Origin of the sequence: Alysiella sp. (genome assembly GCF_030525755.1) — a bacterium.
GTDB lineage: Bacteria > Pseudomonadota > Gammaproteobacteria > Burkholderiales > Neisseriaceae > Simonsiella.
Map to the genome: position 1 here is coordinate 1 of NZ_JAUNEC010000011.1, position 14875 is coordinate 14875.

Here is a 14875-nt window from a genome sequence, read left to right on the forward strand (position 1 = left end):
CTTTGAACGGTTCAGGTTTGGCGGTGGGTCGCGCTTTGGTGGCGGTGTTGGAAAACCACCAAAATGCAGATGGTTCAATCAATATTCCTGTGGCATTGCGTCCGTATTTGGGTGGCGCGGAGAAATTGGGTGGTTAAACCCATCCAAAATTAGGGTATGTGTTTTATCAGCAAGGTTGAAACTTTTGCAAAACTCGATTCGTAGGGGCAGATTTCATATCTGCCCTGTTTAGAATTGCAGAAATTTTTATTTTTATCAATAACGTGAACTCGGGATAAGTAACTGTCAATTTGCCAACAAACCTGCCCTCTCTCCCTATGGGAAAGCGTTGGAGAGAGGGCTTGTTGAGCAGCATACCCTCTCCCCAGCCCTCTCCCACAGGGAGAGGGAGCAAAGTGACTTAAATTTATCAATCACTTTTATCCCGAAATCGCGTTATCAATAAATTGAAAAAAGGGCAGATATGAAATCTGTCCCTACGAATTGAGTTTTGCAAAAGTTTTAGGTTGGGTATGGCACCCACATTTCCCATTATTTTGGAAAGGGATTTGTTGGCTTGGCAACCCAACCTAATTTGTTGATGGTCAATTTTAGACGAAGATAGCAATAGGGTATCCATGTTTCTTGTTGATTTGAAAGAATTATCTTGGCATATTGATTACGATGGGTTTTCTTGGTTGCTTAATGAAAGTAAATGGCGTTTTGAAGAAAATAAAGCCCATTATGCAGATAATTTAGGCTTAACTGAAGATATGTTACAAATGTCTTATATTCATAATGATGATTTATATGTGATAGATGTAGGGTGGTATCCTGATGGTGATGTTAATGGCAATTTTTGCATTGTTTTAATTAAAAATTCAGATTGGGTTCGCCCATTAGCCAAATATATTGTTCACTATCCCGATGAGGTTATCAATACAATTAAACAGCTCCAAGATAATGGTATAAAATAAGAATAAAAAAATTATCGTGAACCAAATACAAAATGGGGCATTATGTAGGGTGCAACAAGTGGCTCCCTTGTATGTTCAAACAGTTATCAACACAGCCATCACGCCCATTCCCTTGATTGGCAGATTCAGCGATGACATCAGCAAAGTTTTCGTTCATATGCTGAAAACATTGGTGCCTTTGCTGGCTGTGTATGCCTATGAACAAAGCAAAAATACGGTGAAAGCCAAGCTCAATTTGGGTGCAAAATCGCCCAAGTAAGCGCAAACCACACATCATTAAAGCTGTCTGAAAATGTTTTCAGGCAGCTTTTGGTGATAATTGCGCCCATTATCCAAGCATAGGGTGGGTGCTTTCACCCACACAATTTCAATATATCAAATCATTAAGCCATTATTTTCAGGCTGAGACCTTTGCAAAATTCCTAAAATTTGATTTTTAAAAATTTTAATATATTGAATTTTAAGAAATTTATTTTTCAGAAAAGTTCAAAAATAGGTTTTGCAAAGGTTTCAGGCTGCCTAAAACCCAAGTTGTTTTTTAGGTAGCCTGATTTTGAAATTAAATCAAGATTACGCTTGATTTTCTACTTGTTTTACGCGCAAACGCAAACTTAAATCACGCAATTGCTTGTCATCAACGGCATTGGGCGCATTGGTCAGCAAGCATTGAGCGCGTTGCGTTTTCGGGAAAGCAATCACATCACGAATGGATTCCGCGCCCGTCATCAGCGTAACCAAGCGGTCCAAACCAAACGCCAAACCGCCATGTGGTGGCGCACCGTATTTCAAGTTATCCAACAAGAAACCGAATTTTTCCTGTTGCTCTTCGGGCGTGATTTTCAATGCGGCAAACACTTTTTCTTGAATGTCTGCGCGGTGGATGCGGATTGAGCCGCCACCGATTTCCCAGCCATTCAACACCATGTCGTAGGCGCGCGCCAAGCAGTTTTCAGGGTCGGATTCCATCAAATCTTCGTGTCCCACTTTGGGCGATGTGAATGGGTGGTGTACGGCAACATAGCGGTCGGCTTCTTCATCGTATTCAAACATGGGGAAATCCACCACCCAAAGCGGTTTCCACTCGTCCACAAAATAGCCGTCTGCCGCGCCGTGTTCGTGTCCGATTTTGATGCGCAATGCGCCAATGGCTTCGTTCACGATTTTCGCTTTGTCCGCGCCAAAGAAGATGATGTCGCCATTTTGTGCGCCTGTTTCCGCGATAATCGTTTTCAGGCAGCCTTCCGACAAGAATTTCACGATGGGGCTTTGCAAACCGCTATTTTCATCATTGGTGATGTTGTTCACATCGTTTACTTTGATGTACGCCAAGCCTTTCGCGCCGTAAATGCCGACAAATTTCGTATAATCATCAATGTCTTTGCGGCTCAATTTTGCGCCATTGGGTACGCGCAATGCCACCACGCGACCGCCTTTCATATCGGCAGCAGCACGGAAGACTTTAAATTCTTCCGATTTCATCAATTCGGTCAATTCGGTGAATTTCAAATTCACGCGCATATCGGGTTTGTCCGAACCATAATAGAACATGGCTTCGCGGTAAGGCATACGCGGAAATTCGCCCAAATCCACGCCCAAAGCGTCTTTAAACACCTGTTTTGCCATGCCTTCGGTGATGTCCATGATTTCATTTTCAGACAAGAACGAAGTTTCCAAGTCAATTTGGGTAAATTCAGGCTGGCGGTCGGCACGCAAATCTTCATCGCGGAAACATTTGGTGATTTGATAATAGCGGTCAAAACCCGCCACCATCAGCAACTGTTTGAACAACTGGGGCGATTGTGGCAAAGCGAAAAATTCGCCAGCATGAACGCGGCTTGGCACGAGATAATCGCGCGCACCTTCGGGCGTGGAACGTGTGAGCATGGGCGTTTCAATGTCAATAAAGCCTTGCGCGTCCAAATAACGGCGCACACCCATCGCCACTTGGTAGCGCAAACGCAGGTTTTTCTGCATTTGTGGGCGGCGCAAATCCATCACGCGGTGGGTCAGGCGCACGTTTTCGCTGATGTTGTCTTCGTCAATGGGGAAGGGTGGCGTGGCGGCAGCGTTCAAAATTTCAATTTCTTTTGCCAAAATTTCAATTTTGCCTGAAACCATTTTGTCGTTTTCCGTGCCTTCTGGACGCGCGCGCACGCGACCTGTGATGCTCAACACATATTCGCTGCGCGCGCTGTCTGCCAAAGCAAAGGCTTTGGGGGTGTCGGGGTCAATCACGACTTGGACGATGCCTTCGCGGTCACGCAGGTCAATGAAAATCACGCCTCCGTGGTCGCGGCGGCGGTGCACCCAGCCTTTGACGGTTACGGTTTGGTCTAAATATTGTTCGCTGATTAAGCCGCAATAATTGGTACGCATATTGTTGGGTTTCCTTGTTAAGTATTTTTAATTAAATCAAAATTTTTGGTTTCAGGCTGCCTGAAAATCAAGCCGCCAAAACATCAAATAAATAATCTATGCTGCCATTTGGGTAATCGTATTTTTCACAATATTGTTGCACGATTTCAGCAGGTAAATTCAATAATTGACGTGCTACATGTTGTTTGTGTTCAGCATTATCCAGCCAATCTGTCATGATTTGCTGGTATTCGGGTTCATCATCGTCAAAGGTATCCACTGTTTCCTGTTGCCAAACATAATAATCCCAACTGGCATGAACAAAATGGATAATCGCTTGTGGTGTATCATTATTTTGCCAACGCTGCAAAAATGGGCGAATATCAATGTGCGCCTTGTGAAACATTTCCAAATAGGAAAAAATACTTTTATAATCAGTATTTTGTGTTAATAATTTATCCAAATAAGCATCGGCAAATTGTTGCCAAATCGCTAATTCTGCAACGGTAAATTCACTTTTCGGCACATAACCCACACGTGCAAAATAGATTTCCAGCGAATGATGTAATTCTTCATTTTGTGCAAACAATTCTATCATTCTCGGCAGAAAATATTTGATTTCGTTCGAATTTTGCGTTTTATCAATCACGCCACCGTTGTATTCATAAAAATGCTTTGCCCCTAATTCGCGCAAAGGCAAGGTTCGCATTTCACGTTCTAATTCAGGGGCGAGACAAATTGGGCAAATACAGGCATGTAGCGGTTCGTTTGGTGGTGGATAATCAAATATTTGGTAGCATTTTTGGATAATTTCTTCCATGTTTTGGGGCTTTCAGGCTGCCTGAAAATGAGTAAATCATTTCAAATCAATACTTTTCATTTTATTCAACGGCAAAGTAATATTACCCACCGCAAAATTTTGTTGATTTAAAATTTCGTTCAATTTGTCTTCTGGTAAACCTGCTTGTAATAAACTTTGGCGCAACTGGTTCATTTGTTGGATAAATGCTTGACGTGCATTTTCCACGCCATCTACGATAAATTGCGCGTCCAAATCCGCCTCTAATCGGTAAAATTTCACATTGGACACGCATTTGGCAAACCAATCGTACACCGCCGCGACTTCCTGTAATGCCAATGTGCCGTGTGCCTCGCTGATGTCATCGCTTGTGCTGATGTACACGCTGTCTTGAATGTTATCAAAACCGTGTTTTTTCAAAACAGTAGCGATATTGTAATAGGCATTATTGGGCGAATTGGCGTGATAATGTTGTTTTAAACAATCTTGGTTTAAATCAAAGGCAATCAAATATTTGTTCATGTTTTTCCCTTTTCAGACTGCCTGAAAAATCAAGGTAATGGCGCATTTTTATTTGCCAAAATTTTGTGGATTTTATCGCGGTAAATTTGTATGGTTTTGGGGAAAAGTAAGACAGAAACCGCAATCGGCAACAAAACCACATAAGCCACGCCAAGATATGCCAAATAGATGCACATTGCACTACCAATTAGCACCCCCAATATCTGCACAATCAAACCCCACAAAATGCCTTTGACATATTTCTGTTTTTCAGCAGGTAAATTATGCCATTCAGTTTCAGGCGAAAGTTGTTTCAATAAAAATGCAAACATGATTTTTCCCTTTTCAGGCTGCCTGAAGCCCAAATTCACACTTTTTCAGGCAATGTTTTGGGCGATTTCATCGGCAAATCATCGGGCATGACCATACCCAGCGAAATCACATATTTCAAGGCTTCGTCCACCGTCATGTCCAGTTCACGAATGTCGCTTTCGCGCACCATGATGTAGTAGCCGCCCGTTGGGTTGGGCGTGGTCGGCACATACACAGACACATATTTTTCGCCTTCAGGTAGCCCTATGGCCAATGCCTGCGGCACGCTGCCCGATACAAAAGCAATCGTCCAAATATTCGGTTGCGGAAACGGCACCAGAACGGGTGTTTTAAATGAGCGACTGTTGTCGGAAAGCAGACTTTCGGAAACTTTTTTGACACTGGAATAAATGGACTTGACAACGGGAATACGCCCAATCAGGCTATCCCAACCTTCCAATATTTTGCGACCCAATATATTGGCTGCCAAGATACCTGTTACAAATAAAACGACAACGGCTATCACAAAACCTAAACCTGGAATGTGAAAACCGAGATAATTAGCGGGTTGCCATTGGTTTGGGATAAAGGTAATGATGCGGTCGGTGGCGGAAATAATGTGGGTAATAATCCAAATGGTTACCGCCACAGGCAACCACACGAGTATGCCTGTTATCAGGTATTTTTTGAGTGCTTTGGCGATGCCGCCTGAACTGGGTTCTGCCATTTTTTGTGTGTTTGTCCTAAATTTAATTTTTTGCAGGCTGCCTGAAAGCCTTAAAAAATAAGCACGGTATTTTAACTGATTTTTCGTGAAAATGGCGGCTTAATTTTCAAAGTCATGTTCATTAACAGCCATTGATGCTAACAGTTTTGATGATGTGGTTACTTGTTGCCTGAAAGCCATGAAAAATGCTGTTTAATGCTGTCAATAATACTTTTTTTCCTTCTTTTTTGCTAATCCCAAATGCCCACACTGTTTTATTTCACTCAAACCTCATTTTGCAATATTTAAATTTCAATTCTGATATTTTTAAATACTTTAACCTGTATTCGTAAAATAATCCCATAAATGACACCGCATCGCTTAAAACTCGCTTTCTTGTGTGGTTTCTGCCGATGCCTTTTCCGATGCGGGCAGTGGCATCAAGGCATTCAAATTCAAAGCACTTGCATCAAGTGTTGGATAAGCATGGAATGTCAAGTGATAGCCACCGTTGTTATTGGGGCGCAACTGTGCGTGTGTTCCAAGTGGAAAACTGGTTTTATTGTTGATGTGTCCAAATGGAAAACCATTGAAAACGGGAATGCCGACAGTACGCGAAATGGTTTGCGCCACATTGTTCAAATTGTAGCTGCTGTCATACACATCGCGGATATTGCCCATGCGAAAATCACCCAACACAATCGCTTGCTGTTTCTTCAAAATACCTGCCAAATGAAGTGTTTGCAACATACGCTCAATGCGATAAGGTTGTTCTGCCACGTCTTCCAAAAACAAAATACCGCCATGAATATCGGGCATATAGGGACTGCCTACCAATGATGCCAATACGCTTAAATTGCCGCCCCACAATGTACCTGCGATTTCCTGTGCACGTTGAAATTGAAAAGCGGGGACAAATACCGTACTTTGTGGCTGGGTTGTGGTACGGATAAAACTGTCCATTGTGTAAGTATCGGGAATGGGTTTGGCAAATTCGCTGTACAACATGGGACCTGCGAAACTTGGCATGCCACTTTGCGCCAATAGAGCCAATTGAATGGCAGTTACATCACTGAAACCAAACAATAAAGTTTGCTTTTCTTTCATTCGTGCGCCCAAATTAACCCAGTCAATATGTGGCAATAAACGAGCTGCACCATAACCACCGCGCACACCCATTAGCACTTTGGGCGTGGGTACACGACCTGTTGCCACATCTTGCAAATCGGCAATACGTTCGGCATCATTGCCAGCGAAACGCTGAAAACGGCGATAAGGTGCAGCGGTATTGCTGACCACGAAACCTGCTGCACTCAATAAATCCAAGCCTCGCTGAATGCGACTGGTGTCTTCACAAAAACCCGAAGAGGCAAATAAACGCATACTGTTTGAGCTACCTGAAACAGAAAAAGGGTTTACATTCATATTGGACAATCGTTGTGAAGTGGAAGAAGATTGGCTTTGTGGCAACAATTTGTTTGGCTTACCGCCACAAGCCGACAACAATATGCTGCCTGAAACTGTCAAACTGGTCTGCAACAAACGGCGGCGCGATAATAAAGTGGGCATGGTTTTATCTCGGAATACAGACAAATTAAGATTGCGGAGCATTAAGGCGTTGTTTCACATCATCAAGCCAGTTTTCAGGCAGCCTGATGGTGTTTGTGCGTTGGCTGTTTGCCCAAATGGGTGCAGGGAAATGGGCATCGTCTGCAAAACGGGCGATGACATGCCAATGCAAATGCGGCACCATATTGCCCAAACTCGCCAAATTGATTTTGTGTACAGGCAAAACCGCACGCATGGCAGCTTCTACTTGATAAACTGCGTTCATCAATGTTTGACGGTCATTTGCGGATAAATCGGTCATCTCAGCAATGTGCTCATGCCAAATCACGCGACAAAAAGCAGGCACATTGGGTTCATTGTGTACCGCAATCACACGGTATTGTTCGGTTTGCAATAAAATGTCTTCGTGTCCTGTATGACAAAGTGGGCAAGTCATGGCGTTTTCCAATCATTTAATCTGTGGCTAATGGCAATTTTCAGGCAGCCTTGTATATTCCAGCCCCAAGTTAGGGGTAAATTGTAACAGTATCTAACTGTTTCGCAATTTCCAACCTGACTTCAATACACCATAAGCCAATGCTGAAGCCAGCAAAGCAAAAAACAGGGTCATGGTTAGCGACAAAACAGGGGGTGTGTCGCTGATACCAAAAAAAGCATAACGAAAACCGTCTATCAAATAAAATATGGGATTGACATGGCTCATGGTTTGCCAAAATTCAGGCAGGCTGCTGATGGAATAAAACACACCCGATAAAAAAGTGAGTGGCACAATGATGAAGTTTTGAAATGCCGCCAATTGGTCAAACTTTTCTGCCCAAATACCTGCAATCAAACCCAATGAAGACATAAACAGGCTGCCTGAAAGCGCAAACAGCAATACCAATAACACATTGTGCGGCAGGGGCAAACCAAATGGTGCAGTTGCCAATAATACACCGATGCCCACCATTAAACCACGCAACACAGCTGCACCAGAATACGCGGCAAATAGCACAAATGGCGAAAGTGGTGGTAACAAAATAAACACTAAATTACCCGTTATCCGCGATTGCATCAAGCTTGATGAGGTATTGGCAAAGGCATTTTGTGCCATGCTCATCATTGCCAATCCTGGAATCAGAAAAGCGTGATACGGCACATCAGGCAAGACTTCGATGTGTTTGCCTACCGCATGGGCAAAAATCAATTGATACAGCAAAGCTGTCAGCACAGGTGCGCCTATGGTTTGCAGCCAAACTTTGCTAAACCGCATCACTTCTTTGCGAAACAGCGTTTGAAAACCAATCCAATTCATGCTGCTTCTCCTGTTGTTAAACCCACAAAAACCTGTTCCAAATCTTTATCCAAAGTTTTCATGTCTAAAATCTGAACACTTGCATTTTTTAGACTGCCTGAAAGGGTAAACAGAGCATCAGGATTGTCCAACAGCAACACATAATGATGTTCTGCCAAAGTTTGCACACATAAGTGCATCAGGTTTTCAGGCAGCCTATTAGACAAATGCACCGCAAGACGTATGCCTTTGTCGTTGTGCAACAGATTTTCTGTTTTGTCCAAAGCGACCAACTTACCTTGTTTCATCACGGCAATGCGATGACAATATTGTTCAGCTTCTTCCAAATAATGCGTGGTTAAAATAATGGTATGTCCTTGTTGGTTCAACGATTGCATAAAGGTCCACAAGCTGTGGCGCAATTCCACGTCCACGCCCGCAGTTGGCTCATCTAAAATCAATAAAGGTGGACGATGCACCAAAGCCTGCGCTACCATCACGCGCCGTTTCATGCCACCCGATAGATGACGCATATTGCTGTCGGCTTTGTCGGACAAACCCAAATGATGCAACATTTCGTCTATCCAATCGTCATTGTGGCGAATACCAAAATAACCCGATTGAATCCGCAACACCTCACGTACCGAAAAAAATGGGTCAAACACCAACTCTTGTGGTACAAGCCCCAAATTTAAACGTGCATGGTATGGGTCTTTTTCCACATCGTAACCCATTACCTCAATTTTGCCGCCTGTTAAACAATTTAAACCTGAAATGGCAGAAATCAAAGTGGTTTTGCCAGCACCGTTTGGTCCCAATAAAGCAAAAAACTCGCCTTGTGCCACATCAAAATCAATGCCTTTAAGTGCCACAAAACCACCTGCGTAGGTTTTTTGTGCATTTTGAACGCGAAGGGCGAAAGTCATAAAAATGCTGCCTGAAAAATCAAAATAGCGATTATAACGCAGTTGCTGTGTGTTTTCAGGCAGCATTTGTGTATTTTAGGCTGCCTGAAATTCAGGTTAAAACACAACCCCAATCACGCTTCACGTTATAATACGACCCAATTCACTTTACAACATCATCATTATGCTGACCTACTCCGCACCACACGCTGTTCACAATCGCGCCACACCTGCCCCAAAACACCCATGGGCTTTATGTTTATTGGTGTTGGCGTGGTTGTGGTCAGGCGTGTTTTCACATGATTTATGGACACCAAGTGAACCCGAACTTTATACCGCAATTGAAGCATTCGTCCACTCGCCCACTTGGTTGCCCACGCTGTTTGGCGAACCTTATTGGGAAGCTGCACCCGTTTACATTTGGTTGGCTGGCAGCTTATTGAAATTGCTCTCACCCTTATCCCTAGACCCCTACGCCACCGCACGCATCAGCAGCGTGATATTTGCCAGCATCGGTTTAACGGCTTGTGGCATTGCAGGCAACAAACTATTGGGACAAGGTTTGGGACGTACTGTGGTTTTGATTTTAATGGGTTCAGCTGGCTTGCTGTTTCCCGCCCATTTTATCCATGCAGCAATTGTGCCTTTTGCCGCGATTGGACTGATTTTTTGGGGCATTTCCATTGCCACAAAACAGGTTTTCTTCGCCGCCATTTTAAGTGCAGCAGGTTGGATTTTAATCGGACAATCAATGGGTTGGCTGGTTGCTGGTACAGCATGGTTGGTGATTTTGCTGTGTGGCTTTTCCCCCTTGTGGCGCAGCAAACGTTTCAGCGTTTTTTTCGGTGTTGCCTCCGCCATTACCTTGCCTTTTGCCATTTTGCTGCCTTTGGTTTTGTTTTTCACACAAAACGCACTCTTTACCCACTATATACAACACCATATTTGGGGCGCATTTGGTGGCACAGCCCACTTTCAGGCAGGCTTTGCTCTGCATTATTACGCCACAGAATTACTGTGGTTTGCGTTTCCTGCTTTGCCATTGAGTTTATGGACACTTTCTCGCGGTGGCACACACACGCGTGCTTATGGCATTTTACTGCTATTGTGGTTAGGTGCATTCAGCTTGGTGCTGACTTTTCTGCCAGTACGCGACCAAGATAATTTAATGTTATTGCTTCCTGCTTTGGCGTTACTCGGTGCGGCACAACTGGACAATTTACGGCGTGGTGCAGCCGCCTTTTTAAACTGGTTTGGCATCATGACTTTTGGCTTTGCTGCCTTATTTTTGTGGGTCGGCTTCATCGCCATGAACTACGGTTTCCCAAGCAAACTGGCTGAACGTGCTGCCTATTTCAGCCCCTACTACACCCGCGACATTGCCATTTTCCCCGTATTGTGCGCCTTATTGTTTACCCCGATGTGGCTCATTGCCATCACACGCCGCCACATACGCGGTCGCCAAGCCATTACCAACTGGGCAGCAGGCACAACCTTTATCTGGGTTTTGCTGATGACCTTATTTTTACCTTGGATTGATGCAGCAAAAAGCCATCGTCCCATTGTGCAGCAAATGCAAAACGCGCTGCCCGAAACCGTACGCAACAGCCTGATTTCAGGCAGCCAATGTTTGTATATTGACCCACAATCCGAAAACACACGCATTGCATGGCAACAATACGGCATTTTGCCATTTAGCAGCAGCGACACAAACTGCCGTTATCATTTGTATGCCTTTCACCCCAAAAATCCACTTGCGGTTTCAGGCAGCCTATTGTGGCAAGGACATCGTCCACGCAATAAAAAAGAATACTTTGGCGTATGGGACACCCACGCTCAACCCTAAACACAATCAGGCTGAAAACACAGCGCCCATCTCTTTTCCACACCCATCGGCATCATCATGAAAAAATATTCAGGCGAACTTGCCCTATTCAGCGTTACCCTCTTGGCAGCATTGGGCTGGTTTGTCTCCAAATACGCCATAGCCGAAATGCCCCCAGCGGGTTTTTTGGCGGTGCGCTTTGGCATCGCCGCTTTACTGTTTTTGCCTTTTTCACACCAGCAACTGCGCCAACTGGATTCAGGCAGCCTATGGCGTGCCACGGCAGTAGGTTTGGCATTTTCAGCCAATATTTTTCTGTGGATACAAGCCATAACCCGCAGTACCCATTTTGGTGAAGGCGCGTTTTTAATGAGTTTATCCGTTTTGCTCGCGCCCTTATTATCTTGGCTCTTATTCGGTCATCGCCCTTTACGCGTGTTCTACATTTCATTAATCGTTGCCATATGCGGTTTGGCATTTTTGAATACAGGACGAACATGGGCACAATTTTCCCTATCCAGTTTCTTGTACGCCACATCAGCCCTAACAGGTGCATTGTTTTTCGTGCTCAATAATCAATACGCCAAAAACCTGCCCACGCTGGCATTGGCAACCGTACAACTGGCAAGCGCAGGTGTAATATGTTGCATTTACTCCCTCTTTTTTGAAACATGGTCACCCCACATTTCTCACACAGCGTGGATTTGGACAGCCATTTCCATTTTATTGATAACAAATTGCCGCTATTTTCTGCAAACATGGGGACAAAAACGCTGCACAGTAGGCAATGCAGCCTTAATCATGATTTTGGAACCCGTTTGGACACTGATATTAAGCATCATCTTATTAGGCGAAAACTTAACATGGCAAAAAGCCATAGGTGGCAGTTTGATTTTATTGGCACTCATGCTCTACCGTTTACCTTTACAACGGCTGAACAAACGTTTCAGGCAGCCTGAAAAACACAAAATGCCCAAATAAACACCCCAATCATGTACTTTCATTACAGGCTGCCTGAAACTTTCTGCTAAAATCCAGCCTGCTTCAAAACAGAATAAACCATTATGTCCGACACACCAAAAATCTACCTTACCCCAGCAGGGCAACGCGCCATGCAAAATGAGTTATACCAACTGGTACACAAAGAACGCCCTGAAATCGTACAAATCGTCAACTGGGCAGCTTCCAATGGTGACCGCAGCGAAAACGGCGATTATTTGTATGGCAAACGCCGCATGCGCGAAATTGACCGCCGCATTCGTTTTTTAAGTAAACGCTTGGAAAACGCGATTGTGGTTGACCCTGAAACACGCGAACACACCGACCAAGTGTTTTTCGCTGCCACCGTTACCCTTGAACGCGCCAATGGCACAGAACAAACCATTAAAATTGTGGGCGAAGACGAAATAGACATTAACCAAAACAAAATCTCATGGAAATCGCCATTGGCACGTGCCTTAATCAAAGCCCACGAAGGCGACCGCGTTTGGCTCAACACACCCGAAGGACGCGAACACATTGATATTTTAGAAGTGCGTTACATCAAAATTGATTGAGAACTTGTATTCATAGGATTTTTATCGCAAAATCATGCGAATACAAGGCAGATTTTGTACCAAAAATAAATTATTTTCATTTAAATCAATGAATTAGGTTTATGATTAGGCGATAGGAAACCGCTATCAAGATAGTGAATACAGGTTCTGACATTCAGGCTACCTGAAATTCCATACCCACCTTATCAGGCAGCCTAATTCATTAACTGTTTTATCTGCCAATCCAAACCCACTTTGTGAGAACACAACCATGTCCAACCCCACTTTTGAGCCGATATTCAAACAATTCAACGCCATTATTCTTGGTAAAAACCATGTTTTAAAACAACTCATTGCCTGTATTTTGGCAGGTGGACACGTTTTATTAGAAGACGTACCAGGTGTAGGCAAAACCACGCTTGCCACTTCATTGGCTGCTGTTTTGGGTTTACGTTATCAACGTGTGCAATTCACCAACGATATGCTGCCTGCGGATTTACTCGGTGTAAATGTGTTTCAACCCAATGAAAGCAGCTTCAAGTTTCACCCCGGTCCCGTATTCAACCAATTTGTGCTGGCAGACGAAATCAACCGCGCTTCGCCCAAAGTACAATCCGCTTTACTGGAAGCAATGGAAGAAGGACAAGTCTCAGTAGACGGCAAAACCTATCGCCTGCCCAAACCATTTTTGGTGGTCGCAACACAAAATCCCTCCGAACAACTGGGTACATTCGCGCTGCCTGAAAGCCAACTTGACCGCTTCATGATGCGTTTGAGCATGGGCTATCCAATTGAAGAAGCGGAAAAACACCTATACCACCACGGCGATCGCCGCCGCTTATTGGAACAAATCAAAGCCATTGGCTCACCCGAAAAATTGGCTGCATGGCAACAACAAGTACAAAACATCACCGTTTCCGAAGCAGTTGCCGCCTACATTTACCGCTTGGTTTCTGCTACACGCCGACCTGGCGTATTCGCATTGGGTTTAAGCCCACGCGCAGGTTTGGCGGTTGCCAATGCCGCCAAAGCATGGGCATTTTTAGAAGGACGTACGTTTGTGCTGCCTGAAGACGTGAAAGCCGTTTGGATTGCAGTGGCAAACCATCGCTTGCAATCGCTGCATCAACAAAGCAGCAGTAAAGTATTAGCGGAAATTGCCGAAAATGTCGCTGTTTAAAGAAAAAGAAATCGCGCTGCTCACACAAGAAACCGTATTGGCAAACCGCCATATCTCTTTGCGCCCTACCCGTTTGTGCATCAGCCTATGGATAGTCAGCTTGGGTGTATGGGTTGGTGCAGCAAATTACCAAGTCAATGTTGCCTATCTGATTTGCTTTTGGATACTGTGCTTCACAGGCATTGCCGCACTGCTGACACGTCGCCAACTGCTGGGTTTACACATTCACATTGATTACACAGACGAAGTGTTTGCAGGACAAACTACCCAAGCTCAATTTCGCACCGATGGTTCAGGCAAACGACCGCGTTTATTTTGGTTACGCAGCGAATGGGCATACGATATCGATGAAAACGAAACCGACAACATTGATTCATGGCAACGTTGTGAAATTTCAGGCAGTCGCAATGGTGCATTCCGTCAAGATTGGTACATTCCCATTAAACGGCGCGGTTATTTTCCACGCCCCTTATTATTGCGCTTGGCAACTTCCGCCCCATTTGGTTTATTTCATGCCGAATGTCGCCTTGAATGGCAAACCGATGCCCTTGCCTATCCTGCACCATTGGCACATCACGACTTTGGCTCACAAGCCATTCCCGACCCAGAACAAACACCCCAACAAGCAGGCATGCACGGCGAAGACATTGCCTATTTAAAAAACCACCAAGACGGCATTTCGCTGCAACACATTGCCTGGAAAGTGTATGCCAAACGCGGCGAATTGATGGACAAAGTGTTTGACGAACCGCCACCAATGAAACACAGCGAAATCATCTCTTACCGCGACTACCCAGCAGGCACACCCACCGATAAACTCGCCAGCTTACTGACCCATCGCGTCTTACAAGCCGAACAAATAGGCGTTCCCTACACGCTGGAATTACCCAACACCACCCTTACCCCACAAAACCAACAACGCGAAAAATGCCTGAACGCACTCGCACTGATGTAAAAAC

Annotated in this window: 16 protein-coding genes and 1 pseudogene; 8 read left to right on the plus strand and 9 right to left on the minus strand. The window is 44.5% G+C overall.

Annotation, left to right across the window (positions count from 1 at the left end):
- The 3 genes and pseudogenes from Q4B82_RS03555 to Q4B82_RS03565 all read left to right on the plus strand — a co-directional run.
- A pseudogene (locus Q4B82_RS03555) lies at positions 1-137 on the plus strand (serine--tRNA ligase); the annotation flags it as partial.
- Positions 138-617: 480 nt separating this feature from the next.
- On the plus strand, positions 618-956 hold the full coding sequence (locus Q4B82_RS03560; protein WP_303065059.1) for a hypothetical protein: 339 nt from the start codon (positions 618-620) through the stop codon (positions 954-956).
- Positions 957-972: 16 nt separating this feature from the next.
- Positions 973-1215, plus strand: a complete 243-nt coding sequence (locus Q4B82_RS03565; RefSeq protein ID WP_303065060.1) for a hypothetical protein — start codon at positions 973-975, stop codon at positions 1213-1215.
- 311 nt (positions 1216-1526) lie between these two features.
- On the opposite strand, the gene aspS is transcribed toward Q4B82_RS03565, so the two are convergent.
- From aspS to Q4B82_RS03610, 9 genes are all read right to left on the minus strand, one after another.
- Positions 1527-3332: an aspartate--tRNA ligase gene (gene aspS / locus Q4B82_RS03570; RefSeq protein ID WP_303065061.1), complete on the minus strand. Its 1806-nt coding sequence runs from the start codon at positions 3330-3332 to the stop codon at positions 1527-1529.
- A gap of 67 nt (positions 3333-3399) precedes the next feature.
- Complete coding sequence (locus tag Q4B82_RS03575) at positions 3400-4131, minus strand: hypothetical protein (protein WP_303065062.1); 732 nt, start codon at positions 4129-4131, stop codon at positions 3400-3402.
- Between the two features lie 36 nt (positions 4132-4167).
- On the minus strand, positions 4168-4632 hold the full coding sequence (locus Q4B82_RS03580; RefSeq protein WP_303065063.1) for a VapD: 465 nt from the start codon (positions 4630-4632) through the stop codon (positions 4168-4170).
- Between the two features lie 29 nt (positions 4633-4661).
- Entirely contained in the window at positions 4662-4943 is a 282-nt protein-coding gene (locus Q4B82_RS03585; protein WP_303065064.1) for a hypothetical protein, read from the minus strand.
- A gap of 35 nt (positions 4944-4978) precedes the next feature.
- Entirely contained in the window at positions 4979-5650 is a 672-nt protein-coding gene (locus Q4B82_RS03590) for a DUF502 domain-containing protein (protein WP_303065065.1), read from the minus strand.
- Positions 5651-6010: 360 nt separating this feature from the next.
- Positions 6011-7198: an LD-carboxypeptidase gene (locus Q4B82_RS03595; RefSeq protein ID WP_303065095.1), complete on the minus strand. Its 1188-nt coding sequence runs from the start codon at positions 7196-7198 to the stop codon at positions 6011-6013.
- A gap of 25 nt (positions 7199-7223) precedes the next feature.
- Positions 7224-7634 (minus strand): HIT family protein, encoded by a 411-nt coding sequence (locus tag Q4B82_RS03600; protein WP_303065066.1) that lies wholly within the window; start codon positions 7632-7634, stop codon positions 7224-7226.
- Positions 7635-7727: 93 nt separating this feature from the next.
- On the minus strand, positions 7728-8492 hold the full coding sequence (locus tag Q4B82_RS03605; protein ID WP_303065067.1) for an ABC transporter permease: 765 nt from the start codon (positions 8490-8492) through the stop codon (positions 7728-7730).
- Positions 8489-9397, minus strand: a complete 909-nt coding sequence (locus Q4B82_RS03610) for an ABC transporter ATP-binding protein (protein WP_303065068.1) — start codon at positions 9395-9397, stop codon at positions 8489-8491. The genes Q4B82_RS03605 and Q4B82_RS03610 overlap by 4 nt, the downstream gene beginning before the upstream one ends.
- 163 nt (positions 9398-9560) lie before the next feature.
- Here Q4B82_RS03610 and Q4B82_RS03615 point away from each other — a divergent pair, with 163 nt between their 5' ends.
- The 5 genes from Q4B82_RS03615 to Q4B82_RS03635 all read left to right on the plus strand — a co-directional run bounded on the left by Q4B82_RS03615 (position 9561) and on the right by Q4B82_RS03635 (position 14871).
- Entirely contained in the window at positions 9561-11222 is a 1662-nt protein-coding gene (locus Q4B82_RS03615) for a glycosyltransferase family 39 protein (RefSeq protein WP_303065069.1), read from the plus strand.
- Positions 11223-11279: 57 nt separating this feature from the next.
- Positions 11280-12182, plus strand: coding sequence for a DMT family transporter (locus Q4B82_RS03620; RefSeq protein ID WP_303065070.1), 903 nt, complete (start codon positions 11280-11282; stop codon positions 12180-12182).
- A gap of 83 nt (positions 12183-12265) precedes the next feature.
- Positions 12266-12757 (plus strand): transcription elongation factor GreB, encoded by a 492-nt coding sequence (gene greB / locus Q4B82_RS03625; RefSeq protein ID WP_303065071.1) that lies wholly within the window; start codon positions 12266-12268, stop codon positions 12755-12757.
- 250 nt (positions 12758-13007) lie between these two features.
- Positions 13008-13916, plus strand: coding sequence for a MoxR family ATPase (locus Q4B82_RS03630; RefSeq protein ID WP_303065072.1), 909 nt, complete (start codon positions 13008-13010; stop codon positions 13914-13916).
- Positions 13903-14871, plus strand: coding sequence for a DUF58 domain-containing protein (locus Q4B82_RS03635; RefSeq protein ID WP_303065073.1), 969 nt, complete (start codon positions 13903-13905; stop codon positions 14869-14871). Before Q4B82_RS03630 ends, Q4B82_RS03635 begins: the two co-directional genes overlap by 14 nt.
- The last annotated feature ends 4 nt before the right edge of the window (positions 14872-14875 follow it).

Bases quoted from the DNA above. Each gene is read 5' to 3' on its own strand.
- aspS (WP_303065061.1), bottom strand. From the start codon at position 3,332: ATGCGTACCAATTATTGCGGCTTAATCAGCGAACAATATTTAGACCAA.
- Q4B82_RS03585 (WP_303065064.1), bottom strand. From the start codon at position 4,943: ATGTTTGCATTTTTATTGAAACAACTTTCGCCTGAAACTGAATGGCAT.
- Q4B82_RS03635 (WP_303065073.1), top strand. From the start codon at position 13,903: ATGTCGCTGTTTAAAGAAAAAGAAATCGCGCTGCTCACACAAGAAACC.
- Q4B82_RS03630 (WP_303065072.1), top strand. From the start codon at position 13,008: ATGTCCAACCCCACTTTTGAGCCGATATTCAAACAATTCAACGCCATT.
- Q4B82_RS03605 (WP_303065067.1), bottom strand. From the start codon at position 8,492: ATGAATTGGATTGGTTTTCAAACGCTGTTTCGCAAAGAAGTGATGCGG.
- Q4B82_RS03595 (WP_303065095.1), bottom strand. From the start codon at position 7,198: ATGCCCACTTTATTATCGCGCCGCCGTTTGTTGCAGACCAGTTTGACA.
- Q4B82_RS03615 (WP_303065069.1), top strand. From the start codon at position 9,561: ATGCTGACCTACTCCGCACCACACGCTGTTCACAATCGCGCCACACCT.
- greB (WP_303065071.1), top strand. From the start codon at position 12,266: ATGTCCGACACACCAAAAATCTACCTTACCCCAGCAGGGCAACGCGCC.
- Q4B82_RS03560 (WP_303065059.1), top strand. From the start codon at position 618: ATGTTTCTTGTTGATTTGAAAGAATTATCTTGGCATATTGATTACGAT.
- Q4B82_RS03600 (WP_303065066.1), bottom strand. From the start codon at position 7,634: ATGACTTGCCCACTTTGTCATACAGGACACGAAGACATTTTATTGCAA.
- Q4B82_RS03620 (WP_303065070.1), top strand. From the start codon at position 11,280: ATGAAAAAATATTCAGGCGAACTTGCCCTATTCAGCGTTACCCTCTTG.
- Q4B82_RS03610 (WP_303065068.1), bottom strand. From the start codon at position 9,397: ATGACTTTCGCCCTTCGCGTTCAAAATGCACAAAAAACCTACGCAGGT.
- Q4B82_RS03575 (WP_303065062.1), bottom strand. From the start codon at position 4,131: ATGGAAGAAATTATCCAAAAATGCTACCAAATATTTGATTATCCACCA.
- Q4B82_RS03590 (WP_303065065.1), bottom strand. From the start codon at position 5,650: ATGGCAGAACCCAGTTCAGGCGGCATCGCCAAAGCACTCAAAAAATAC.
- Q4B82_RS03580 (WP_303065063.1), bottom strand. From the start codon at position 4,632: ATGAACAAATATTTGATTGCCTTTGATTTAAACCAAGATTGTTTAAAA.